30 protein-coding genes are annotated in these 23,460 nt (G+C 36.4%); 15 read left to right on the forward strand and 15 right to left on the reverse strand.

Going from position 1 to position 23,460, the window contains the following annotated elements; genetic code table 11:
- Positions 1 to 25: 25 nt before the first annotated feature.
- From GZA11_RS03565 to GZA11_RS03590, 6 genes are read right to left on the reverse strand one after another with little or no spacing between them, the layout of a single operon-like run.
- Positions 26 to 244 (reverse strand): spore germination protein, encoded by a 219-nt coding sequence (locus tag GZA11_RS03565; RefSeq protein WP_038540305.1) that lies wholly within the window; start codon positions 242 to 244, stop codon positions 26 to 28.
- A gap of 54 nt (positions 245 to 298) precedes the next feature.
- Positions 299 to 691 (reverse strand): spore germination protein GerPE, encoded by a 393-nt coding sequence (locus GZA11_RS03570; RefSeq protein WP_038540310.1) that lies wholly within the window; start codon positions 689 to 691, stop codon positions 299 to 301.
- Positions 691 to 876, reverse strand: coding sequence for a spore gernimation protein GerPD (locus GZA11_RS03575; protein ID WP_038540312.1), 186 nt, complete (start codon positions 874 to 876; stop codon positions 691 to 693). The genes GZA11_RS03570 and GZA11_RS03575 overlap by 1 nt, the downstream gene beginning before the upstream one ends.
- The gene (gerPC, locus tag GZA11_RS03580) at positions 876 to 1,490 is read right to left on the reverse strand and encodes a spore germination protein GerPC (RefSeq protein WP_163182914.1); all 615 of its coding nucleotides are present in this window, start codon (positions 1,488 to 1,490) and stop codon (positions 876 to 878) included. The genes GZA11_RS03575 and gerPC overlap by 1 nt, the downstream gene beginning before the upstream one ends.
- A gap of 58 nt (positions 1,491 to 1,548) precedes the next feature.
- Positions 1,549 to 1,794 carry a spore germination protein GerPB gene (locus GZA11_RS03585; RefSeq protein ID WP_038540319.1) on the reverse strand — a complete coding sequence of 82 codons (246 nt, stop codon included), beginning with the start codon at positions 1,792 to 1,794 and terminating at the stop codon, positions 1,549 to 1,551.
- A 17-nt stretch (positions 1,795 to 1,811) separates the two neighbouring features.
- Positions 1,812 to 2,033 carry a spore germination protein gene (locus GZA11_RS03590; protein WP_038540322.1) on the reverse strand — a complete coding sequence of 74 codons (222 nt, stop codon included), beginning with the start codon at positions 2,031 to 2,033 and terminating at the stop codon, positions 1,812 to 1,814.
- A gap of 217 nt (positions 2,034 to 2,250) precedes the next feature.
- Between GZA11_RS03590 and GZA11_RS03595 the strand changes: the two genes are divergently transcribed.
- The gene (locus GZA11_RS03595) at positions 2,251 to 2,613 is read left to right on the forward strand and encodes a YisL family protein (RefSeq protein ID WP_038540325.1); all 363 of its coding nucleotides are present in this window, start codon (positions 2,251 to 2,253) and stop codon (positions 2,611 to 2,613) included.
- Between the two features lie 255 nt (positions 2,614 to 2,868).
- Here the strand turns inward: GZA11_RS03595 and GZA11_RS03600 are convergent, their stop codons facing one another.
- Complete coding sequence (locus tag GZA11_RS03600) at positions 2,869 to 3,432, reverse strand: DUF2777 domain-containing protein (RefSeq protein WP_038540328.1); 564 nt, start codon at positions 3,430 to 3,432, stop codon at positions 2,869 to 2,871.
- A 210-nt stretch (positions 3,433 to 3,642) separates the two neighbouring features.
- Here GZA11_RS03600 and asnB point away from each other — a divergent pair, with 210 nt between their 5' ends.
- Complete coding sequence (gene asnB / locus GZA11_RS03605) at positions 3,643 to 5,490, forward strand: asparagine synthase (glutamine-hydrolyzing) (protein ID WP_163182915.1); 1,848 nt, start codon at positions 3,643 to 3,645, stop codon at positions 5,488 to 5,490.
- Positions 5,491 to 5,593: 103 nt separating this feature from the next.
- Positions 5,594 to 6,997, forward strand: a complete 1,404-nt coding sequence (locus tag GZA11_RS03610; RefSeq protein ID WP_163182916.1) for an alpha-amylase family glycosyl hydrolase — start codon at positions 5,594 to 5,596, stop codon at positions 6,995 to 6,997.
- 148 nt (positions 6,998 to 7,145) lie between these two features.
- Here the strand turns inward: GZA11_RS03610 and GZA11_RS03615 are convergent, their stop codons facing one another.
- Positions 7,146 to 7,637, reverse strand: coding sequence for a YajQ family cyclic di-GMP-binding protein (locus GZA11_RS03615; protein ID WP_038540337.1), 492 nt, complete (start codon positions 7,635 to 7,637; stop codon positions 7,146 to 7,148).
- Positions 7,638 to 7,757: 120 nt separating this feature from the next.
- Here GZA11_RS03615 and GZA11_RS03620 point away from each other — a divergent pair, with 120 nt between their 5' ends.
- Both GZA11_RS03620 and GZA11_RS03625 read left to right on the forward strand, forming a co-directional pair.
- Positions 7,758 to 8,621: a CvfB family protein gene (locus GZA11_RS03620; protein WP_038540340.1), complete on the forward strand. Its 864-nt coding sequence runs from the start codon at positions 7,758 to 7,760 to the stop codon at positions 8,619 to 8,621.
- Between the two features lie 70 nt (positions 8,622 to 8,691).
- Complete coding sequence (locus tag GZA11_RS03625) at positions 8,692 to 8,823, forward strand: DUF3941 domain-containing protein (protein WP_081905143.1); 132 nt, start codon at positions 8,692 to 8,694, stop codon at positions 8,821 to 8,823.
- Positions 8,824 to 8,852: 29 nt separating this feature from the next.
- Here the strand turns inward: GZA11_RS03625 and GZA11_RS03630 are convergent, their stop codons facing one another.
- A complete protein-coding gene (locus GZA11_RS03630) occupies positions 8,853 to 9,713 on the reverse strand; it encodes a DegV family protein (protein WP_163182917.1) in 861 nt (286 codons plus the stop codon).
- A gap of 104 nt (positions 9,714 to 9,817) precedes the next feature.
- On the opposite strand from GZA11_RS03630, the gene GZA11_RS03635 reads away from it, so the two are divergent.
- Together GZA11_RS03635 and GZA11_RS03640 are read left to right on the forward strand one after the other, a co-directional pair.
- Positions 9,818 to 10,660, forward strand: a complete 843-nt coding sequence (locus GZA11_RS03635) for a YitT family protein (RefSeq protein ID WP_163182918.1) — start codon at positions 9,818 to 9,820, stop codon at positions 10,658 to 10,660.
- A gap of 17 nt (positions 10,661 to 10,677) precedes the next feature.
- On the forward strand, positions 10,678 to 11,445 hold the full coding sequence (locus GZA11_RS03640; protein ID WP_051968290.1) for a BsuPI-related putative proteinase inhibitor: 768 nt from the start codon (positions 10,678 to 10,680) through the stop codon (positions 11,443 to 11,445).
- Positions 11,446 to 11,492: 47 nt separating this feature from the next.
- Here GZA11_RS03640 and GZA11_RS03645 read toward each other — a convergent pair whose 3' ends face one another.
- The 3 genes from GZA11_RS03645 to GZA11_RS03650 all read right to left on the reverse strand — a co-directional run bounded on the left by GZA11_RS03645 (position 11,493) and on the right by GZA11_RS03650 (position 12,762).
- The gene (locus GZA11_RS03645; RefSeq protein ID WP_038540346.1) at positions 11,493 to 11,678 is read right to left on the reverse strand and encodes a DUF3813 domain-containing protein; all 186 of its coding nucleotides are present in this window, start codon (positions 11,676 to 11,678) and stop codon (positions 11,493 to 11,495) included.
- 2 nt (positions 11,679 to 11,680) lie between these two features.
- Positions 11,681 to 11,833, reverse strand: coding sequence for a hypothetical protein (locus tag GZA11_RS16435; RefSeq protein ID WP_163251348.1), 153 nt, complete (start codon positions 11,831 to 11,833; stop codon positions 11,681 to 11,683).
- Positions 11,834 to 11,952: 119 nt separating this feature from the next.
- A complete protein-coding gene (locus GZA11_RS03650; RefSeq protein WP_038540350.1) occupies positions 11,953 to 12,762 on the reverse strand; it encodes a Cof-type HAD-IIB family hydrolase in 810 nt (269 codons plus the stop codon).
- Between the two features lie 294 nt (positions 12,763 to 13,056).
- Between GZA11_RS03650 and GZA11_RS03655 the strand changes: the two genes are divergently transcribed.
- The 3 genes from GZA11_RS03655 to GZA11_RS03665 all read left to right on the forward strand — a co-directional run bounded on the left by GZA11_RS03655 (position 13,057) and on the right by GZA11_RS03665 (position 15,064).
- Complete coding sequence (locus tag GZA11_RS03655; protein WP_038540354.1) at positions 13,057 to 13,365, forward strand: metal-sulfur cluster assembly factor; 309 nt, start codon at positions 13,057 to 13,059, stop codon at positions 13,363 to 13,365.
- Positions 13,366 to 13,386: 21 nt separating this feature from the next.
- Positions 13,387 to 13,725, forward strand: coding sequence for a DsrE family protein (locus tag GZA11_RS03660; RefSeq protein ID WP_038540357.1), 339 nt, complete (start codon positions 13,387 to 13,389; stop codon positions 13,723 to 13,725).
- 214 nt (positions 13,726 to 13,939) lie between these two features.
- Complete coding sequence (locus GZA11_RS03665; protein WP_038540359.1) at positions 13,940 to 15,064, forward strand: TIGR04053 family radical SAM/SPASM domain-containing protein; 1,125 nt, start codon at positions 13,940 to 13,942, stop codon at positions 15,062 to 15,064.
- Positions 15,065 to 15,118: 54 nt separating this feature from the next.
- On the opposite strand, the gene GZA11_RS03670 is transcribed toward GZA11_RS03665, so the two are convergent.
- Positions 15,119 to 15,817 (reverse strand): Crp/Fnr family transcriptional regulator, encoded by a 699-nt coding sequence (locus tag GZA11_RS03670; RefSeq protein ID WP_038540362.1) that lies wholly within the window; start codon positions 15,815 to 15,817, stop codon positions 15,119 to 15,121.
- A gap of 286 nt (positions 15,818 to 16,103) precedes the next feature.
- Between GZA11_RS03670 and moaA the strand changes: the two genes are divergently transcribed.
- Positions 16,104 to 17,120 (forward strand): GTP 3',8-cyclase MoaA, encoded by a 1,017-nt coding sequence (moaA, locus tag GZA11_RS03675; protein WP_038540364.1) that lies wholly within the window; start codon positions 16,104 to 16,106, stop codon positions 17,118 to 17,120.
- A 254-nt stretch (positions 17,121 to 17,374) separates the two neighbouring features.
- On the opposite strand, the gene ric is transcribed toward moaA, so the two are convergent.
- The gene (gene ric, locus GZA11_RS03680) at positions 17,375 to 18,073 is read right to left on the reverse strand and encodes an iron-sulfur cluster repair di-iron protein (RefSeq protein WP_038540365.1); all 699 of its coding nucleotides are present in this window, start codon (positions 18,071 to 18,073) and stop codon (positions 17,375 to 17,377) included.
- Between the two features lie 224 nt (positions 18,074 to 18,297).
- Between ric and GZA11_RS03685 the strand changes: the two genes are divergently transcribed.
- From GZA11_RS03685 to clpB, 4 genes are all read left to right on the forward strand, one after another.
- Positions 18,298 to 19,563, forward strand: coding sequence for a molybdopterin molybdotransferase MoeA (locus GZA11_RS03685; RefSeq protein ID WP_038540368.1), 1,266 nt, complete (start codon positions 18,298 to 18,300; stop codon positions 19,561 to 19,563).
- The gene (gene mobB, locus GZA11_RS03690) at positions 19,551 to 20,081 is read left to right on the forward strand and encodes a molybdopterin-guanine dinucleotide biosynthesis protein B (RefSeq protein ID WP_051968291.1); all 531 of its coding nucleotides are present in this window, start codon (positions 19,551 to 19,553) and stop codon (positions 20,079 to 20,081) included. The genes GZA11_RS03685 and mobB overlap by 13 nt, the downstream gene beginning before the upstream one ends.
- A gap of 178 nt (positions 20,082 to 20,259) precedes the next feature.
- Complete coding sequence (locus tag GZA11_RS03695; RefSeq protein ID WP_038540372.1) at positions 20,260 to 20,439, forward strand: YjzC family protein; 180 nt, start codon at positions 20,260 to 20,262, stop codon at positions 20,437 to 20,439.
- A 113-nt stretch (positions 20,440 to 20,552) separates the two neighbouring features.
- Positions 20,553 to 23,147, forward strand: coding sequence for an ATP-dependent chaperone ClpB (gene clpB, locus GZA11_RS03700; protein WP_163182919.1), 2,595 nt, complete (start codon positions 20,553 to 20,555; stop codon positions 23,145 to 23,147).
- Positions 23,148 to 23,206: 59 nt separating this feature from the next.
- On the opposite strand, the gene GZA11_RS03705 is transcribed toward clpB, so the two are convergent.
- The gene (locus tag GZA11_RS03705; RefSeq protein ID WP_038540378.1) at positions 23,207 to 23,389 is read right to left on the reverse strand and encodes a YjzD family protein; all 183 of its coding nucleotides are present in this window, start codon (positions 23,387 to 23,389) and stop codon (positions 23,207 to 23,209) included.
- Positions 23,390 to 23,460: the final 71 nt, after the last annotated feature.

Below are 23,460 nucleotides of genomic sequence, written 5' to 3' on the forward strand. Positions count from 1 at the left end.
ATAGGCCAGTAGGTCTATGTCATTTTTAACCATTTCCTGTAATAGGTTGGTCAATTAGGTCTGTGTCTAAGACATTGGTTCCGCTCAGCCCATTATTTGTAACGATAAGACCGCCAGTATTAAATCCACCCGAACCGGCAGAAGTTTTAGAACCGGATTTCGGAGAAATATAGACGGTATCACCAAAATGGACAATTCCTCCGGTCACATTGACAATTTGTACGGGTCCTATTATTGCTGGCATTAAAAACACCCTTTTTTTATTAGACTGTCGGGTCCTTGCCTATGATAATATATGCTATGGTTTAGTGTTATGTTCATTCTCTTTTGGGAAGATTTGACGTATGTGCTTAACCCTGGCTTCCAATGAAAGATGTTTGCTGCTACCGATATTTAACATGGAGGAAGACGATAATCCAGTAATATTCATATTATTTACTTTTATGATCGGATGTAATTGGTGTTGTTGAATGGAAATGGGTTCATCAATTGGCTCAAAGTGAATAGGCCGTGTAAACACGCGATAATTAGAAAATTCTCCTTCATTATCATAAAAAATTTCTGCTTCTCTTTGGACCGCAATAGCTCTAGATAATTTATAAATATAATGAGAGTCGCCTATTTGGAATATAGAGGAATAGGATATCGATTTTACATGAATATTGTCTACATAAGAAGTTCTCTGAAACATTATCCTGTCACTTCCGGTTGTAATGGAACAAATGGGCCAATAATTAAGGATTCTGGAGGAGTATCAAATATTGATGCTAGCTGAATAGTATTTGTATCTCCAACGAAAACCATTGACGAGCTAGTCACACCAGTAATTTCGATATTTTGAACACATAAGTCTCGATTATATACTTCAAAATTCATTAAGGATTCCTTCCTTTCAAATATTCTGGAAGATTTTTCAAGAAGCTAATAACCCCATTTTGGATTTCTTGTTTTAAAGTTTCAATAATATGTTCATCTGTGATTTGAATTCCTTCATTAGAACGTTCCTTTTCCTGTTTCATTTTAAGATGAAAATCAATTCTATTCGGGAGCTGTTTTATGATATCTTGTTTCACAAATTCAAAATAGGAATCATTTGGCTCCATTCCAAGCTTTTTCTGGCTTTCTTCCATAATTCTGGGTAGGTCTGTATCTAAATACCGGTATATGGCTTCTTCAATGAATAAGGAGCGCTGCATTTGCATTTTTGGTGAGTTTGGCGGGGAATTAGTTTGATTTTGTACCTCGAACTCTTCAATTGCAGACAAATCATTCGGATTCAAGCCGATATTTAAAGTTCCATCAAGAGTCTCTACTTTTAATTGATCAAATTTATATTCTATACGATCTACATGAATTGTTTTCTTTTCATTTAATTCTTTGATTTCTTTTTGCATTTTTTGGATGGTCTGCTCCAAAATGGCTATTCTTTTTTCATGAGACTGGATAGTTCCTTTTAGTGATTGAAGGTATTGGTAAAAATCTTGATACATGAACTCACCCCATTTAATAATTCTCCCCTTTTATCACTTGTTGCTTTTTCCAATACCTTTAGTTAGGATGATTTGTTCTAACTGGTGCTTGTAATGGTACAGCAGGTAATTCTGATAAATCGGTTATTGTTGCACCATATGGATGCACGGCCTCTGGTGCGGGTTCAGTGAAACCTCCTGTATTATATAAATTAGCTTGTGATTTAATAATACCGGCACTACCGATTTGAAGGATGGATGAATTGGTGATTGCTCCGATTTTTATTAAATTGATGGATATTGACTGCTGGATGTAATAATTCATGGAAAGTCCTCCATTCATCACATATTTAATAAATTCGGCTGATCTACTGTATCAGGATCGTATGTGTTCGTCGAACTCATTTTATTATTTACAACTAATTGGTCTCCCGTATTAAAGGAGCCGGCACCGGAAAAAGTTTTTGCATTTGAAAATGGCATGATTTTATAGACGTCACCAATATGAAAAATAGAGCTGTTACCAAGTGTAATCACCTGAGCAACTCCCACTATTGCTGGCATAAAAACACCCTCTGTTTTTAAATTACTTCTGTATCATCTTATGTATAGGCAAATATAATGTGATTTGTTCGCCCAAATTTTGATCGGACATTCAGGAAATAGGAAGGTGAAGAGGAAGAAATAGACAGATGTATGACCCTAATTGGACTGTTTTTTTCGTATTTTTCCGGAGGCTATGGTATGATATTTTCGAAAAATATACATAGGAGGCAATTGAATGATTCACGGTCATGTTACAGCTTGGGCTTTAGCTCTTATTTTGTTTGTTATTGCCCTATTTTTGCAAAAAGGCGGAAAGGATAAAGGGGCAAAGATCGTCAAAATGATTTTGAGGGTAGTATATCTTCTTATTATTGGAACGGGTTTAGGACTTATTTTTATGGTCAGCAATATTGATGTATGGTATATCTTAAAGATGGTTGTTGGTCTTTGGATTATCGGACTGTTTGAAATGATTCTTGGAAAGTCTGCTGCTAATCGTAAAACGAACATATTATGGATTCAATTTGTGGTTGCATGGCTACTTGTATTGTATTTAGGTTTTCATAAATTACCAATGTCTATTATGTATCCGCAATAATTCATTCTGTTTTAGGCTGCTAGATTTCTCTAGCAGCTTTTATTATAGGTTAAGAAATTATACTTTCAATTGAGGGATGGTCTAGTGCATGTCTTTAGTGTCGACGCGTTCGTATTACACCGATTTTCTTAAAAAGGATATTTCGATCGTGTTATTAAAGAGGTCAATAGTGTTGGCACATTGGGTATGAAAATATGAAGGCAAAGATGATTAAATAACCAAACTAAAAAAGGCTCATTATTCGTGAGCCTTTTCCTAAGAGATCATTTTTTCAATGATTAATCGTTTCCCTGTATTTAAAGTAAATTCAAATCGGTCGTTTACCCTTTCAAAATAGCAAAAATGATGTTGAACACTGCAAATATGCTCTTGATTGTCAAAAACCATGAAATTTACCCCATCTTTACAGTCTTCATCGGAAAGGAAGGATAAATGATTATAACAATATATACAATCATAAATGGAGAAATTTAAAGAATTTAATGTTGTGACAAACTGAAAAAAAGCATCATCATTAATTCCTTCCAGCAATTTTTCAAGAGAATAGATTAAGTGCTTTCTAATCCTAATTTTATCATGGTCGCGCACCATGATTATTTCATTTCCTACTCGAATTTTTCCCGAGTCTTCCAGTATACCTGTTTTCCAACGGTTCATTCGAAAGATTTCAATTTCCTGTTGGAGAAAATTCTCTAACAAAGAAGCTTCCTCTGTCTCCTCATCGAAAAAAATCCATTGGTCGTTAATATATTCAACAGATCCTTCTGTATAAGCCCTCATTTGAATATCGTATAAATGCATTCGTTGCTGTCGATTCATCGTTTCCCTCCGTGCTAAAGCTTTCATTTTCCTTTTTAGACATAATCCATCATTTTTATAACTTTAATCATTTTTAGCTGAAATAAAAATTTCTTTTATCCTTGAAAGAATTCCTCACACACTTTCGTTATTAGGACAATTAACTATATTGCTCTGGCTGAATACAATAAAAAACATGCAAGGCAGATTCAGGAAGGGAGAGCAGGGTTTATGTGCGGAATTTTAGGTTGGATTGATTACCATAAAAATATAAGTAAAGAAACGGATACCCTAACAAAAATGACGAACACGTTAGAAAAAAGAGGTCCGGATGAAACGAATTTATGGACAGATTTACATGTAGGCTTTGGACATAAAAGGTTGATCGTAGTTGACCCGGCGGGGGGACGGCAGCCCATGTCCAAACAAAAAGAAGGTTATACCTACACAATTTGTTATAATGGAGAACTTTATAATACTGAGGATATCCGCAAAATTCTTCTTACTAAAGGATATTCTTTTAAGGGGCATTCTGATACAGAAGTACTGTTAACTGCCTATATAGAATGGGCGGAGGATTGTGTGGAACATTTAAATGGCATTTATGCTTTTGCAGTTTGGGACGGTAAAAAGGATCAACTTTTCATTGGACGGGATCGTTTAGGGGTTAAACCGTTATTTTTTATGGAACATCAAAATGGATTACTATTTGCTTCAGAATTGAAGGCATTACTTGCACACCCTGAAGTAAAGGCAGAAATTGATCGGGATGGCCTTCGTGGAGTGTTCGGTGTCGGTCCATCAAGGGCGCCCGGTTCGGGTGTTTTTAAAGGAATAAAAGAACTTAGACCCGCTCATGCGTTAATCTTTTCAAGGAATGGTTTAAAGATTTGGCGTTATTGGAATGTGCAAAGTGCAGAACATAAGGATAGTTTGGAGGAAACGGTTGAAAAGGTTCGTTATTTAGTAAGTGATGCTGTAACTAGACAGCTCGTTTCAGATGTACCTTTATGTACTTTTTTATCTGGAGGACTTGATTCAAGTATTATAACTGCCATTGCAGCCCAAGGATTTGAGAAACAAGGAAAAGGACAGTTACACACCTACTCCATCGATTATGAAGGCAATGATACTTATTTTGCAGCTAATGAATTTCAGCCTAATTCAGATGAAAAATGGATACGACTAATGTCAAAGCAATACGAGACAGTTCATCATAGTAAGACCATTTCACAGAAGCAATTAGCGCAAGAATTGTTTGAAGCTGTTCGGGTAAGAGATTTGCCGGGAATGGCGGATGTGGATTCCTCTTTGCTATGGTTTTGCCGCGAGATTAAAAAGGATTTTGTTGTCAGTTTGTCAGGAGAGTGTGCAGATGAGATTTTTGGTGGATACCCATGGTTTCATCGCCACCAAGATTTACAGAGGCCTGGTTTTCCGTGGATGCGATCCGTTTCTGAGCGGGAGGGTCTACTAAAGCCCCATTGGCAGGAACAATTAAGATTAAGTGAGTATTGCATGGAGCAATATCAGCTTGCTTGTGCTGAGACACCGAAATTAGAAGGAGAAAGCTTGTCTGAAGCAAAACGTAGGGAATTATTTTATATTAATATGATTTGGTTTATGACTACATTGCTGGATCGGAAGGATCGTATGAGCATGGGAGCCAGCCTAGAGGTTCGTGTTCCATTTGCTGACCATCGACTAATTGAATATGTATGGAATATCCCATGGGAAATGAAAATGTATGGTGGTCGGGAAAAAGGACTTCTTAGAAAAGCTTTTGAAGGTATTTTGCCTGAGGAAGTACTATTCAGGAAAAAGAGTCCATACCCCAAAACACATAATCCAATTTATACAGAGATTATCCAAATAATGATGGAAAACATATTAAAAGATAAAAATTCGGCACTACATGAATTCTTTGATAAAAAGCAACTGAAGAAACTTGTTAAGTCTGGAGGAAACTCCTTTCAGGAACCTTGGTTCGGGCAACTCATGACAGGTCCACAGTTATTAGCCTATTTTGTTCAATTGCACACATGGTTTAAAGATTATAATATTAACATTGTGAATTAACAGAACGAATGATTTTAATTTGGAATAACCAGATTAATAAATTAAAATGAGTATAGGGAAGGGGAAATCCTCTTCCCTTTTTGTGAGGAGGTTTTATATTAATATGAAAAAAATTTTACTCTTAATCGCGGTAGTTTTATTCGCTTCAGCCTTTCCAGTAAAGGCAGAGCCAAAAAAAGATGGCCGATTCTGGCAAGATGAACTGGTTTATTCCATTATGATTGACCGCTTTAATAATGCGGATATAAGCAATGATTATGATGTAGATGTAAAAAATCCGGAAGCATATAATGGAGGTGATTTGCAAGGTATTATTGATAAGCTCGATTACATACATGATATGGGGTTTACAACGATCCGGCTGACACCGATTTTTGATAATACAAAAGGCGGCTATCACGGTTATTGGGTGCAGGACTATTATAAAGTAGACGAACATTTCGGTACGTTGAATAAGTTCAAGCAGCTAGTAAAGGAAGCCCATAAACGAGGGCTGAAAGTAATTATCGATTTTGTTGTAGTCAATAAGAATAGAATGAATTTGGAAGTTAGTGAAGCAAATGAATTAATTGATGCAGCTACATGGTGGATAAACGAAACTGATATAGATGGATATAGTTTGCCTGAAGTTAACCGTGTTCCTTTAAGTTTTTGGAGTAATTTTTCAAAGGCTGTAAAAGGAGAAAAAAATGACTTTTTTCTAATGGGAATAACTTCTGAAAATACCACTATTGATAAAGAAAAATATCAAAAAGCCGGAATAGACAGCGTTTTCGATTACAGTCATAGTGAGAATTTAAGGAAGGTTTTCGCCAATACAAACCGTTCTTTCACCACTCTTAATTCTTATTCGGAAAATGGGGAACATGCTCATGTAACGGCAAATTTCTTCGATAATGAATTTACATCAAGATTTACAAAAGATATTGTTGAAGAAAGACAGTTTCCGGGTGCTCGCTGGAAAACAGCACTTACATATTTGTATACTACACCAGGGATTCCCGTCATTTATTACGGCACTGAAATTGCCCTAAATGGTGGTGAAATACCTGATAATCGCCGATTGATGAATTTCCGTGCAGAAAAAGAACTGATTGACTATATGACGAAACTAGGCGAATTAAGAAACAAGTTGCCTTCTTTAACTAGAGGTACAATGGAAGTACTGTATGATCAAAATGGTATGGCAGTATATAAACGGAAATATAAAGGTGAAACAGCAGTAATTGCCATCAATAATACTAGAGAAACTCAAAAAGTAACATTAACAGCTGATCAGCTAGAGAAAGGTAAAGAACTACGCGGCTTATTGGCGGGAGATTTGGTTCGTAGTAAGAATGACAAATACATCTTAGTTATAGAACGTGATGAATCGGAGATATATGTGCTTGCAGATAAATCAGGATTAAACATTCCATTCATTTTAGCCGTTGTCATTTCTAGTCTTCTTATACTTTTGTTCTTGATTTTAATTATTAAGAGAGGTAAAAGAAATAGCGTAGAATAATAATGGACGCATCGGTTTCCCGATGCGTTTTACTATGATTTGCATTATCCTATGGTTTTCATTATTAATATTTGTTATGTAAGCAGTATCTTCGATTCTAGAAAGACTTAACCTGGAGCTCGTCTCTATAAGCTCCTAATCATTTCTACTATCGATAATTCACAAACTGTACATCAATACTTAAATCAGCCTCACGCACCAAGGAAATGATTTTTTGCAGATCATCCCGGCTTTTGCCGCTGACACGGATTTGGTCCTCTTGTACCTGGCTTTTCACCTTTAAGCCGCTGTTTTTAATAATGGTATTAATTTTTTTGGCATTTTCTTTGTCAATCCCTTGAACAAGCTTAACGCGTTGACGAACCGTGCCCCCTGATGCTTTTTCTAGTTTACCGTAATTTAAGTTTTTAATCGGAACACCGCGCTTAATTAATTTACTAAGTAAGACATCCTTTAACTGTTCCATTTTATATTCATCATCGGAGATTAGAACAAGCTCTTCCTTATCAAGAGTGACTTCACTCTTGCTTCCTTTGAAATCATAGCGAGTGCTAATTTCTTTCATCGTTTGAGTAATCGCATTTGTTACTTCTGAAAAATCCACTTTGGATACAATATCAAATGAGCTGTCTTTCGACATGATTTCTACCTCCACTTCCTTAATATCCTACTAAAGTTTTCCTTTATGCCTACATTATAGTAAAATAAAGCAGTTCAAACAACTTAACATATTCTCCAAAAAAGAAAAGGGGAGTTATTCATGTCCATTAAAGAATTAATTGGCAAAACTACAATATTAACAGTTGCCCGCAAAGCACGGTTTGGTTATTTTTTAACCGACGGTGATGAGGATATTTTGCTTCATTCTAATGACGCAAACAGAGAGTTAGAAGAGGGGGACGAATTAGAAGTTTTCATCTATGTTGATTCAGAAGGTCGTCCTGCCGCTTCTATGACCATTCCTGAGGTTGCAGTCGGCAGTTATGCTTGGGTAAAAGTAACGAGTGTGAAACCGGAAATCGGTGTGTTTCTAAATATCGGACTTAGAAAAGATATCTTGCTAGGGAAGGAAGATCTGCCGTCCTACAAATCTGTCTGGCCGAAGGAAGGGGACCTTCTTTATGTCACATTAAGGGTCAACCGAAATGGTCTATTATATGCGAAACTGGCAACGGACCAAGTGATCCAATCGATTGCCAGTAAAGCGGCTAGGAAGGATTTTAATAAAAATGTTCATGGATATATATATAGGACAGCAAAAGTCGGAAGCTGGATATATACAGTTGAGGGCTTCAAAGGGTTCATTCATGAATCCCAGCGGAAACAGGAACCGCGTTTAGGTGAAAAGGTGGAAGGAAGGATTATTGATGTTAAGGAAGATGGAACGATAAATGTTTCTTTGCTTGGTCGAAAACAGGAGACACAGGATACGGATGCAAAAAGGATTTATGATTATTTGATGAGTCGTAACGGGGCCATGCCATACAGTGATAAAAGTATGCCAGAAGATATTCAAGAACGCTTTGGTCTCAGTAAAGCTGCATTTAAACGGGCATTGGGAAAATTGATGAAAGAGGGAAAGGTTTATCAAGAAGGCTTTTGGACTTATGCCAAGAAAGATTAACTTCCTTACATACTCTTTTCCATATTGACAGAAAATATAAAGCGAATCTTTATGGAAAGGAGTCAAAATAATGCCACATACATCAGATAATGATAAAAAAGCACAAGATCATAATGCATTGCTCCATGAAAAGAACATGATGCGCGAAAAAAATCGCAAAGCTGGAAAAAATCAGTACTCGAAGAAAACGGATCATAAATAATTAAAGTGAGGTGAATTGACACCTCACTTTTATGTTGGCATTTTATTTAAAAAGAATATAGATATAGTTCCTGCCCCAGTATGGGCGCCAATGGCTGAACCAATCGATGAAATATATACTTCTTTTGGACGAAATTCTTCTTCTATCATGCCTTTTACTTCTATCGCTGTTTCCTCACTATCTGCATGACTAATCCCGATGATTTGATCTTGAAAATTTTCCCCTCGTTCCTCCATGAGTTCAATTAAACGACGAAGGACTTTTTTCTTCCCGCGTATTTTTTCAATTGGGACGAGTTTTCCATCTTCCACATTTAATATCGGTTTGATGTTCAGTAAACCCCCTAGGAAGGCAGAGGCTTTTGAGACACGACCACCCTTTGCTAAATAGTCCAAATCTTCTACAGTAAATAAATGCTCCATATGGTCTGCCATAAACTGAACTTTCTTCAGAATTTCTTCTTTAGATACATTATTTGCTGCTAACCTTGCTGCTTCTTTGACGATCAATCCTTGACCAAGGGAGGCACATTTAGAATCAACAATGGTTAAATCAAAATTTGGATATTTTTCCTTTACTTGATCGAGAATCATAACAGCAGTAGAATACGTTCCTGATAATTGTGAGGAAAAAGCAATATAAATTCCCTTCTCATTATTCTCAGCCATCTGTGTGAAGACTTCTTGAAACAATAGCGGAGAAACTTGTGATGTTTTGGGAATTGAGCCGTTTCTGATTGCTTCATAAACGGTTTTTGGATCAATGTTTTTAACATCTTCAAATTCTTGGTTATTGATCTCTACTTTTAAAGGGAATAAGGTAACCTTATTTTCTTCATAAAAACTTTTTGGTAAATCGCATGCGCTGTCAGCTAGTATTTTTACCTGCATGAAGCTCACCTGCTTTCGAAAAACTAATGATATATAGTTTTAAGTTTATCGGTTTCAGATTAAAAACACAATTACCTTAACTTGCTTAAAAAGGGGGGATTTTGTTGTTTTGGCTCCAGACAAAAAAATTTTTCGTTGTTATTTTAGGAGCTTTTCTAAGTGCGCTTGGAATGAATATTTTCTTAATTCCAGCAAATGTGTATTCAAGTGGTTTTACAGGAATTGCCCAATTACTTTCAAAAGTGCTTACGGATTATACCCCTTTTCATTTATCCGTCGGGATACTATTGTTGCTCCTTAATATTCCAGTCGCCATTCTGGGATGGATAAAGGTAGGGAAATCATTTACGATTTACAGTTTTCTAAGTGTGGTTCTTTCATCATTTTTTTTAGAACTTATACCTATTATCCATGTATCAAATGATATTTTATTAAATGCGGTTTTTGGAGGAGTTATTATTGCCGTTGGAGTCGGATTAACACTTAAGTGGGGGGCCTCTACTGGCGGTTTAGACATTATAGCGATGATATTGTCGAGATTGAAGGATAAACCTATTGGTCCGTATATGTTTATTCTGAACGGGATTATTGTCGTAACAGCAGGCTTTCTTTACGGATGGGAAAAAGCACTATATACACTTGTTTTCCTATATACCTCTACAAGAGTGATTGATACTATTCATACAAGGCATCACAAATTAACTGCTTTTATCATTACTAAAAAAGCGGATGAGATGAAGAAAGCTATCCATTCGAAACTTGTTCGGGGAATTACTATGATTCCAGCAAAAGGTGCGTTTTCGAATGAAACAAGGGATATGTTGATGATTGTCATTACACGATATGAACTTTTTGATTTAGAACGAATCATTCATGAAGTGGATCCAGATGCTTTTACAAATATCATTCAAACTACAGATGTTTATGGGTTTTTTCGCCGAGATTAGCAGAGATGGAGGTTTATATGCGAATAATTCTTTGTGCCATAATGTTATTTTTTTCAACCATAATTAGAACAGAGGCAGCAGGTGGATGGAGAGAAAAGAATAACGATTTGAATGTAAATGTTACACCAGGGCCTGAAAGGGTAGAAATAGAACTAGTTTTACAAAATAAAGGAAAATTTCCTCTTCATTATGAATTTCCAACTTCGCAGTATTATGAACTTGTGATTACTAACCAAGAAGGGGAAGAAGTATATCGATTTTCAAAAGGAAGACTTTTTCTACAGGCCATTCATATGATATCGTTAAAGCCAAAAGAAACAATCACATGGAAAGAGTATTGGAATTACCAGTTGGATGGTAAGCGAGTGCCCTCAGGAAAATATACCTTGTTGGCACAACTAAAACCAATACGTTTGAATGACAAACCAATAAAAGACCGTTCAAACTTAACAAAATCCCTTGCTTTTTTGATTCCAGAGGAAAACACTGTCTTTCGTAATATTATGGTGTCAGGCACCAAAGGGAAATATTTGATAAAAGGGGAGGTCCGTCCACAAAAAAGTATTGTTTATTATTCCGTTGAAGATGGGCATGTGGAATATATCCAAGAGCATCCGTTAAAGGTACTCGGAAACAGGGATGAATGGACGCCGTTTCAGCTTACAATTGATATTCCTAAAGATAAACTGCCGCAAAATGCTTCTTTGCTTCTAAATCTTTACGGTCGAGATCATAAGGGTCAAATTGAACACATGTATCCAATCGTTTTAGAAAAGTTTAAATGAAAAGAGGAGGTGCCTTAAAGGCCGCCTCCACTTTCTTTATCGTGCATTTAGGTGATTTGGTCAAGCTCTTGTTGCATTTCTTGGAGTTGTTTTTGTTCTGCGAAAGTGGAGTTAGCAAAAGCAGAGCTTAGTGCGTTCTTGGCTTTTGCTACTGCCTCTTCGCGGTCAGATGGGTTTGCGGTTTTCGCCATTTCAACAAATCTTCGAGCTTCATGGAACAAACGATTACCCATAGTTAAATTCCTCCAAGAGAGGAGTTTTTCACATTGGCCATTTTCTGAGCTTCCGCTTCAGCATAGGTCATGTGGTAGGGGATTCGTTCATCGTGTTTTCTGACCGAATCGGTTCCTTGTTGGACAAAGCGTTTAGATTTGTTTCCTTTACCCATTTAGAATCCCTCCAATATGCTCAAGGCTCTTTTTGAAACAGCTGTGCTGCCTCAAGAAATAGTATGCCCAACATTGAACGGTTCATATAGGTAAACAATGGTGATTAGCTAAGGGCTTACTAAAGATTTAATAAATCTTTCAAATATAAAGCAACTCCGTCTTGCTCATTCGTTAACGTGACATCATTGGCAATATTTTTTACTTGATCAATTGCATTTCCCATCGCTATTCCATGTCCAGCGTACTCAATCATTTCTAAATCATTATCCTCATCACCAAAAGCTATAACCCTTTCCGCTGGTATCCCATAATAGTCTGCAGCCTTTTTTAAGCCAACAGCTTTATTTAATCCGCTTTTTATAATCTCAATGACATGCCATGGTGCCGCCCAACTACGATGGTCAATGACTTCAGCATGAACTTCTGAAAGGTGGTCGCGGATTTTTTTTAATTCATCTTCTTCTGTATGGATGAGCATACTAGTCGGTGAATCCTTTAAATAATCGACTAAATCTCCAGTAGTAATATTCGGGTTTCCGAGACTAAATATCTCAATTAGTTTTTGGTCATGGTAATGGAAATATACATCATCCATAACTTCTGCAATAATATTGTGAAAATGAAAGTTTCTACATGTTTCCACAATATCTTTTGCGACTTTTATATCCAGTGGTTCATGGAAAAATCCCCAATTTGGATCAAGGGGATGATGGGTAAACGCTCCATTGAAATTTACGATTGGAGTGTTAAGTTCCAATTCCCGATAATACATTTCACTTGAGCGGAAAGGCCTGCCAGTAGCAATCATCACGATGTGTCCTTGCTCTCTTGCTTTTTTAAGGATGTTTTTAGTTTTCGCAGAAATCGTTTTATCATCTTTTAATAATGTTCCATCCAAATCCAATGCGATTAAGTGTCTGATTGTCATTTAAAGACTCCTTTATATTTCAATTTTACTTTCTCATGCTAAATTTTAGGAAAATAATTCTCTTCATGTTACACTACAAATAAGTAAGGTTTTAAAAATATGCTTTTCATAGTTACTATGTTAACAATTTTATATCCAAACTGTAAAAAAATTCACACCAAAGCATTGGGAAACTCGATATACTAGCTTTACAAGTGGATAGAAAAAGGTAGGAGAATGAGCTATTCCTTTTCTTTTTCATACAAAGTTTTCCACTTGGAATTATTGCAGATAATTAATAAGGAGTGATCAATAATGAATGAAGATTTAAAAGAAAATATAATGGGTGCTCTTGAGCTGGTTATTGATCCTGAGCTGGGCGTTGATATTGTTAATTTAGGCTTAGTTTATAATGTGGAAATGGATGATAAAGGGAAAGTTACTATTACCATGACATTAACTTCCATGGGCTGCCCACTAGCAGGTACGATTGTGGATCAAGTAAAACGGGCGCTTTCAGATATTCCCGAAATTAAAGATGTTGATGTGAATATCGTTTGGAATCCTCCATGGAATAAAGACATGATGTCCCGCTACGCGAAAATCGCTTTAGGGATCCGTTAAGGGGGGACCAAAGGAAGAAATATGAAAGGCAAAGTGATTTTAGTCAGTTCCAATCAACTTGGGAATGGCGATAAAACCTTAGGTGAAAATGTGTTGGAAACCTTCTTTACGATTGTAAAGCAAAAAGAAGAACTTCCTGTCGCTGTATTTTGTATGAACAGCGGAGTATTAACGATGACAGAGAATTCTTTAGTTTCTGTTCATCTTAAAGAAATGGAAGAAAAAGGTGTCGAAATCTTAGCATGTAAAACATGTGCTGATCATTATAAAGTAAGTAATAAATTGGCTGTCGGAAAAATTAGTGGAATGGCTGAATTTGTTGACTTGGCAGCAAAATATGAGGTATTAACGATTTCTTAAAAAGCAGCAGATTTTCTGCTGTTTTTTGTATTTTTAAAGATATATCAATGAATTCATTAGGGGAAAACCGAAAAATTTGTGACACTTCACAAAACGTCCATATCTTTAACAATAATTGTGAGATAGTTCACTTTTTTTTAACATAAACACCTTTATAATACGAAGTAATTATGGCTATTGGTTAAAGATAGCCGTTATTAGGAGGCGTTTCATCATGGATTTTAGCCGGGATTTTAATAAAGATCCATTTATTGTTATATGGGAGCTAACGCGTGCCTGTCAATTAAAATGTCTGCATTGCCGTGCAGATGCACAATATACTCGAGATCCAAGAGAGCTGACTTTTGAAGAAGGTAAACATTTAATTGATCAAATATATGATATGAACAACCCGCTTCTTGTTTTTACTGGCGGGGATCCCCTAATGAGAGAAGATATTTTTGAGCTTGCCAAATATGCCGTTGAAAAAGGTATTCGTGTTTCCATGACACCAAGTGCTACACCTAACGTAACATTTGAAGCGATGCGCAAGGCGAAGGAAGTCGGACTTTCCCGTTGGGCATTTAGTATTGACGGTCCAAATGCGGAAATCCATGACCATTTTAGAGGAACATCCGGTTCATTTGATTTAACAATGGAACGGATTAAATATTTGCATGAATTAGAAATGCCGATTCAGATTAACACGGTTATATCAAGATACAATTATGATCATCTCGATGAAATGGCTAACTTGGTTGAAGAATTAAAATGTGTGTTATGGAGTGTGTTTTTCCTTGTTCCTACTGGAAGAGGACAGGCATCTGACATGATTTCACCTGTGGAGCATGAAAAAGTACTTCGCTGGCTTTATGAACTGAGCAAAAAAGTGCCATTCGATATTAAAACAACGGAAGCCATGCATTACCGCCGAGTGGTTATCCAGCAAAAAATGCGTGAAGCAAAAATGCAGACGGATGAAATTAGTTATCTATCGGCATTGACGGAAAAAGGATTAACAGGGTCTATTGATGGGCTTGGTCGGGCACCTAAAGGTGTAAATGATGGGAATGGATTTGTGTTTATTTCGCATATTGGAGATGTGTATCCGAGTGGTCTTCTACCAGTGAAAGCAGGTAATGTTCGTGAAACACCATTAGCAGAAATCTATCGGGAATCACCAATCTTTAAATCATTAAGAAATCCAGATGGGTTTAAAGGTAAATGTGGTGTATGTGAATTCCGTTATGTTTGCGGTGGATCACGGTCTAGAGCATATGCGATGACAGGAGATTATTTGGAAAGTGAACCATTTTGTGTTTATATTCCAAAGTCTATGAGGGAAAAACAAGTCCAGTAAGAGATAAAAGGGAGATTTTGTTTTTTCATATTTTAGACGGGGAATCTCCCCGTCTTACTCAATATTGCAATAAACAGCTGGACAATTTTCACAGCCAATTTCATCCTTTAAATACTGCAAATCTAATATGGTTATTTTTCCTCGTTTTATGGAAATGATATTATCGCGCTTTAACTCACTTAATATTCTGTTTGTGCTTTCACGGGAAGTTCCACAAAAATTGGCGAGTTCTTGATTGGTTAATGGAAGATCTATTAAGATTCCATCGCCTTTTTTTACACCATAACTATTTGTCATTCGGATTAATGTAGAAAAGAGAGCGCCGCGTTTCCCATTCAGGACAAGATCACGGAATTTCGTTTGAGTTTTTCGGAAATGATCGCTCATCCATTTCATTAACTCAAAGGCAAGCTTGCTATTCTGAAAAATCTCACTTTCAATGACTTCTTTTTTAATTGCGGCAATTTCACCTTCTTCAAGGACTTTCGCGCTTAATAAATATTTTGGTTGATCGGTAAAAAGTGTTAATTCACCGCATATTTCATTTTCACCGCATATTCTTAAGGATAGCTCCCGACCATCAGATGTAATTTTACTAATTTGTATTTTACCGGAAATAATTACATAAAGCTCATCAGCGACCATTCCCTCTTGGAATAAAAATCTTCCTCTTTCACTTCTAAATCTGCGGTCAGCAAATTTAAGCAACTCTTTTATTTCAATGGAATGCGTAGGCTTCAAAGTTGTCGTCATTCTGTTCACCTCGAACAAAAAATTATTGAATTTGTGTTAACAATATGATTCGTTAGTACCATTTTATATCAGGATTTTCTTATTAATAGGGGTAAACAATGACAATATAGTGAAAACTTATAACAATTTTAATGGATATTACAAAATTTGGTAGAAACTTATCATTTAAGTTTTAATTACTACAAAAAAAAGAATAATGAAGCAAGAGTGAATAAAATAACAGTATTAAATATGCATCTCTGTTACAATAAGGTAAAAGCTTCTTTTATTTCATGGAGTTGATCGAGTGAAAAAAATCATTGTTAAAGATAAATTAAATAGACCATTAAGGGACTTAAGAATCTCTGTCTTTGATCGCTGTAATTTTCGCTGTCAATATTGTATGCCAGCCGATCAGTTTGGCCCAGACTTTAAATTTCTTCCCAAAAGTGCACTGTTGTCATATGAAGAAATTGAGCGTTTAGCAAAAATATTTGTGAGCCTAGGGGTTAAGAAGATTCGTTTGACCGGCGGTGAACCGCTTTTAAGAAAAGATTTGCCTGTACTAGTTGAAAAACTGTCTTGTATTAATGGTCTTGAAGATCTAGGTTTAACAACCAATGGTGTACTGCTCCCTAAGTTAGCTACAAAACTAAAAGAAGCTGGTTTAAAAAGAGTGAATATAAGTTTAGATAGCTTGGATGATGAACTTTTTGGAAAAATAAATGGCCGTGGAATTGGTACTGCACCTGTCCTTGAAGGAATTGAGGCAGCTAAAAAAGCAGGGCTGGGTGTCAAATTAAACATGGTTGTAAAAAAAGGCCTAAATGATTTAGAAATTATACCAATGGCTAAATTCTGCAAAGAGAATGGTTTGGAGCTACGTTATATTGAATATATGGATGTTGGTTCGACGAATGGCTGGAAAATGGATGATGTTGTTACCAAAAAAGAAATATTTCACCTACTTCAAGAACATTTTGAATTAGAACCCTTAGATGCGGCATACTTTGGTGAGGTTGCTAAGCATTATCGTTACAAAGGTACAAATATTAAAGTTGGTTTTATTACATCTGTATCTGAATCATTTTGTTCTAGCTGTACACGTGTACGTCTTTCTGCAAACGGCCAAATCTATACTTGCTTATTTAATGGAAATGGCCACGATATACGAAATTTCATGAGAAATGGGGCATCCGATAAAGAAATTGCAGAAAGAATTTCATCGATATGGAACCATCGGGACGATCGTTATTCAGATGAACGAACAGCAGAAACGAATAATAACCGTAAAAAAATTGAAATGTCATACATTGGCGGTTAAAAAACTCTCCAAAGCGGAGAGTTTTTTAATTAGAACGTATTCTTCTGTCTAGCTCCAGCGCCCTAGCGGCTAGTATCCTTCAGTCTCCGCCCTACGATAAGTCAACATCGAATCACCTTTGGTTCTTCGTGTTTCCTTTATCTCAGTTGGAGACCACCACAAGGAAGACTACGGCAGCATTAGCATCGCACGACCGAAAGCGATAGCTTTTGGGAGGAGGCTATACGCCGCTGACCAGGGCGCTTTCGCTTTTCTTAATAATATCTTGGGAATAGGATGTTATTTTCTAAATGTACATGCATAAAAGTTAATCCTTCAAGCTCCTCCAGCCTTTTGTATACTAACCGATACGTACCACAAGCATCTGATGGTGGGGTAAAATCATTTGTAATTTGGCGAAGTTCCTTTAAAATGGCACCAGCATGGTCATGCTCTTTTTCAAGCTCGATAATTAAATTGATTGCATCTTCACGATTCTCTATTGTTCCGTCTTCAAGCTTTTTAATGATTGGGAATACCGTTTCTTCTTCCTTCGCTAAATGATCTAACATTTCTTTCTTCAATGCAAAAAATAATTCATGAACTTTTATAAGTTCTGGATGATGATCACCATGAACCTTTGAAACTTTCGTTACATAAGGGCCTAGCATGTTAAATTCTTCTTCTGTTGCACGGTGATAATGGGAAATTACATGGTCAATAATGGTGCTTGAATCAGAATTTGTCCAAACTTCTAAATCAGTTTCTTGAGCATTGCTTTTTTCAAATAATGCTTTTAATTCCTCCAATATGGAATCGGGATTTTGTCCAATTTGTCTAGCTGCTTCGGTAAGAGAAATATTTCCCCCGCAGCAAAAATCAATTCTTAATCGTTTAAAAAGATCACTTGATTTAGGTAATCCGTTAACAATATCTTTCACTAAAGAATTTGTTGTAAATGGAAATGTATTCATGGAAAATCCTCCTTATGTTAATAAATTAAGCTTTCTAACTTAAGCATAATTGAAATTAGAAATAAAACAGGTGACCTGTATCACATAACCGCCAGATTTTCATTTTTTCTTAAAAACTTTCACAAATGTGATATTTGATATGTCTGCAAATTTTCGATAGGTTTATAATGGATGATGTTGAAAACATAAAGGAATAGATCGTTAAATGATAGGAGCCGATAAAATTGTTTGAAAGAAGACAACCGATTCCGATTGGGGAAGCAGTTAAGAAGATTATGGAATTTCAAATTACTGGTAAAAGGGAATATGTACTGATTGAAGAAAGCTATGGTCGGTATTTAGCAGAGGATTTGATAGCTACTTGTGATGTACCTCATTTTGATCGGGCACCATATGATGGTTTTGCTGTTAGGTCTGTTGATACGATGAATGCTTCACAATCTAATCCCATTGAATTTGAAGTAATTGACCATATTGGTGCTGGGATGGTTTCGAATAAAGTGGTGAAAGACTATCAAGCAGTTAGAATTATGACAGGCGCTATGATGCCTGAAGGTACTGATGCTGTTGTTATGCTTGAAGTAGCTAAAACTTATGAAAAGAATGGAACACCATATATGTCCATTAAGCGTAGTTTTAAAAAGGGAGAAAATGTTTCCTTTCGTGGTGAAGACGCGACAAAAGGAGAAATTTTAGTCAAAAAAGGGACCCTAATAAATCCTGGAATTCAAGCAATGCTCGCCGCATTTGGATATAAAAAGGTTCCTGTTGCCAAAAAGCCTATAGTGGGGCTTTTTGCAACAGGAACTGAGTTATTAGAAGTTGATGAACCTTTATTACCTGGAAAAATTCGAAATAGTAATTCCCATATGATTGCTGCCCAAATTGAACGAGCAGGTGCTAGTGTTCAATATTTCGGTAAGCTGCCAGATGAATTTGATACATGTTTTGAGGCAGTAAAGGACGTGATTGGGAAAGTAGATCTGTTGGTTACAACAGGAGGTGTTTCTGTAGGGGATTTTGACTACCTGCCTGAGATATATAAAAAATTAAATGCACAAGTATTATTTAATAAAGTTTCAATGAGACCAGGAAGTGTTACTACCGTGGCCCATTATGATGGAAAACTACTATTTGGACTTTCTGGAAATCCTTCCGCCTGTTATGTAGGGTTTGAATTGTTTGTTCGTCCAATTATTCGCAGGCAATTATTTACAGAAAAACCGCACTTAAGAAAAGAGAAGGCAATATTAGACGTTGATTTTCCTAAAGCCAATCCTTTTACACGATTAGTCCGAAGTACTGTAACAATCGATGGCGGCAGACTTAGAGTCTCCCCTAGTGGACTGGATAAATCAAATATTATCATGAGTCTGGCAGGCGCCAATTCATTGATGATCCTTCCTGGAGGTACAAGAGGGATTCAGGCTGGATCAGAGGTAGATGTTCTATTACTTGAAGATCAAACAGGCAGTGAGTGGCCTTGGTAAAGCCTGTTATTTTTCAAATTGTTGGCTATCAAAACAGTGGAAAAACCACATTTATTTTAAAGCTCATTGAAGGTTTAAAGGATGCAAGTATCCGTACAGCTGTTATTAAGCATCATGGACATGGCGGTAAACCGGATATTGTGGAGGGAAAGGATTCTACAAAGTATTTAAAGGCAGGAGCAAATGTATCCCTTGTGGAAGGTGAAGGGAGATTGATTCTCCAGGCTGATAAGGTGCCTGATGGACTAGAACAGCAAATAAAACTTCTTATGTATTTTCAGCCAGATCTGATTTTAGTGGAGGGATACAAGCAAGAAACATATCCTAAGATTCTTTTATTAAGGGATAAAAATGATATTCCATTACTTCATAATTTAACCAATGTAGTTGCAATACTATATTGGAAGGATGAAATCATAGCTGCCATAGAAAAAGAAACGATGATCCCTTGCTATCATATCAGTGATGAGGCTGCACTTCAAAAAATGATTCAAATGCTTATCCGTCATATTTCTTAGGAAATATTGTCGAAAAACATGAAAGAATATCTCTGGTTGGTCAATCTTTAAAAGAAGTAAAGTAGCTATACTTTCATGACTAAAATACAATCTATTCTTTAAAATAGAAGGAACTTCCTCTAATCGTTATCATTTATAATGGTCATAATATAGATGATATTGATAAGGAGGGAAAATGATGGGGCAAAGTCATCAATTTCGACCGGGTAAAAAAGCACCAAACAATGGTATATATATTGAAATTGGAGAATCGGGGGATAATGTAGTCAATCCAAAAAAAATTAAGCTCAAAGCAGGAGAAAGGTTTCCTGAGACTTCTAATGATGACAGGGTCTGGACGTATTTGAGAAAACCATAATTGCAAAACATATAGCCATCCAAAAGGATGGCTTTTATAAATTTACTTTTAAACACCCGTTGTCTTATAATGAAATTAAAAGGTCAAAAAAGGTCAAGAAAGGGAGTGAGAAAATGGATATAAACCGGATGACAGAACGGTTGCAGAAAGGGTTAATGGAAGCACAAAGTTTAGGAATTAAGAAGCATCATCAGGAATTGGATGAGCCACATTTATTTTTAGCCTTATTGAACCAAGAAGATAGTTTAATTTCAGCCATATTCGAAAAAGTAGGCATAAGTCCATTAAAAGTAGAAGAAAAGCTTTTAGAAATTCTCGCGAAAAAACCTCAGGTTACCGGAAGCGGAGTTGAAAAAGGAAATATCTATATTTCAGCAAAAATTCAAAAGCTCTTGGTGCAAGCTGAAGAAATAGCATCGACATTTACTGATGAATATATTTCCGTTGAGCATGTTCTATTAGCTGCGGCAAGAACGAAAGATTTTGAAATCCATAACATCCTTCAAATAAACGGTTTGACCTCAGAAGATGTATTGAAAGCAATAAAAGAAATAAGGGGGAACCAGCGAGTGACTTCACAAAATCCAGAAACGAGTTATAATGCTCTAGAAAAATATGGAAGAGATTTGGTTGCTGAGGTTAAGACAGGAAAATTGGACCCGGTCATTGGGAGAGATACGGAGATCCGAAATGTAATTCGAATTTTATCCAGAAAGACAAAAAACAATCCGGTATTAATTGGCGAACCTGGAGTTGGAAAAACGGCTATTGTTGAAGGTCTTGCTCAACGAATTGTGAGAAAGGATGTACCAGAAGGACTGAAGGATAAAACGATTTTTGCCTTAGACATGAGTGCATTAATTGCCGGGGCGAAATTTAGAGGGGAATTTGAAGAAAGATTAAAAGCCGTATTGAATGAAATTAAAAAAAGCGAAGGTCGGATCATCTTATTTATTGATGAGATTCATACCATTGTCGGAGCTGGTCGAACAGAAGGAGCAATGGATGCAGGCAACATGCTGAAACCGATGCTTGCAAGGGGAGAATTACATTGTATTGGAGCAACAACGCTAGATGAACATCGAAAATATATAGAAAAGGATCCAGCATTAGAGCGAAGATTTCAGCAGGTACTTGTTCAGGAACCGGATGTAGAAGATACGATTTCCATATTAAGGGGACTAAAGGAGCGCTTTGAAGTTCATCATGGGGTTAAAATTCATGACCAGGCATTAGTTGCAGCTGCCACATTGTCCGACCGATATATAACAGATAGGTTTCTTCCTGATAAAGCCATTGATCTTGTAGATGAGGCATGTGCATTAATTCGAACTGAAATTGATTCCATGCCTACAGAACTGGATGAAGTGACCCGAAGAGTTATGCAATTGGAAATAGAAGAAGCTGCTTTAAAAAAGGAACAAGATGAGGTCAGTAAACAAAGGCTGGATGCACTCATAAAAGAATTAGCTGAGTTAAAAGAACAAGCCAATGTGATGAAAGCCAAGTGGCTTAGTGAAAAAGAAGTTATTCAAAAATTGCAGGAAAAGAGAGAACAAATTGAAGCATATCGCCGAGAGTTGCAGCAAGCAGAAGATAAGTATGATTTAAATCGGGCTGCGGAACTTCGTCACGGCTTGATTCCATCGGCAGAAAAAGAATTAAAGGAGCTTGAACAAGCAACAGAAAGAGATGACCGTTTGCTGCGAGAAGAGGTTACTGCAGAAGAAATTTCTAATATAGTATCCAGATGGACGGGTATCCCGATATCCAAACTCGTTGAAGGTGAAAGAGAAAAGCTATTGCGTCTGGAATCCATCCTTCATAAGCGGATAATTGGGCAAGAAGAAGCTGTAAATTTGGTGGCTGATGCAGTACTTAGGGCAAGAGCTGGAATAAAAGATCCGAATAGGCCGATTGGTTCATTTTTATTTTTAGGACCGACTGGGGTTGGTAAAACGGAACTTGCCAAAGCACTAGCAGAGTCACTTTTTGACAGTGAGGAACATATCATACGGATTGATATGTCCGAATATATGGAAAAACATGCTGTTTCACGATTAATTGGAGCCCCTCCTGGTTATGTCGGATTTGAAGAGGGAGGTCAGTTGACAGAAGCTGTTCGTAGAAAGCCTTATTCAGTTATCTTAATGGATGAAATTGAAAAAGCACATCCGGAAGTCTTTAATATTCTTTTGCAGGCTCTTGATGATGGACGGATTACTGATTCACAAGGAAGAGTGGTTGATTTTAAAAACACGGTCATTATTATGACATCTAACATTGGATCCCAATTTTTACTGGATCATTCCGATCAGGAAAAGGATATATCTGAAACGACAAGAGAAAAAGTTCTAGGACAATTAAGAAGTCATTTTAGACCGGAATTTTTAAATCGGATTGATGAAACGATTCTATTTAAGCCTTTGACATTAGAGGATATTAAGAATATTGTTGTTAAATTAACGAAGGAATTGGAAAATAGACTTAAACAGCAACAGATAGAACTTTCGATTAGTGAAGAGGCGAAAGAATTTATAGCTGTTAATGGATACGATCCGGTTTATGGGGCAAGGCCTTTAAAAAGATACTTGCAAAGAAATATTGAAACGAAGCTTGCCCGTGACATTATATCCGGGAGGATACACGAAGGCACGAAAGTAGAAATCATCGAAGCAGATGGGGAGCTTTTATTAAAGGTTATGTAGACAATTGTGTAAATGAAAGGTCCTCCATTATGATGGAGGACCTAAGAAATGTCAAACTATTAATGTTTTTGTACAGGTTCATTTGGAATTAAAGTAGTAGCTACAATAATTAAAATGGTCACGATTACAGAAACTAATGCACCTGTTTTAAAATCAAATGCAACAGAAGACATTGAACTAACCACATATGTAAGCATTTCTACCAATAGAAAAGTCCAGAAAAACGTCCAAAAATACCTCATTATTTTCACCTGCCTATATTACATCCTATCTTATATTACCATATGATTTGAAAATTATGAACCGTTTCTTT

This window comes from Neobacillus sedimentimangrovi (assembly GCF_010614825.1).
Classification (GTDB): Bacteria; Bacillota; Bacilli; order Bacillales; family Cytobacillaceae; genus Neobacillus; species Neobacillus thermocopriae.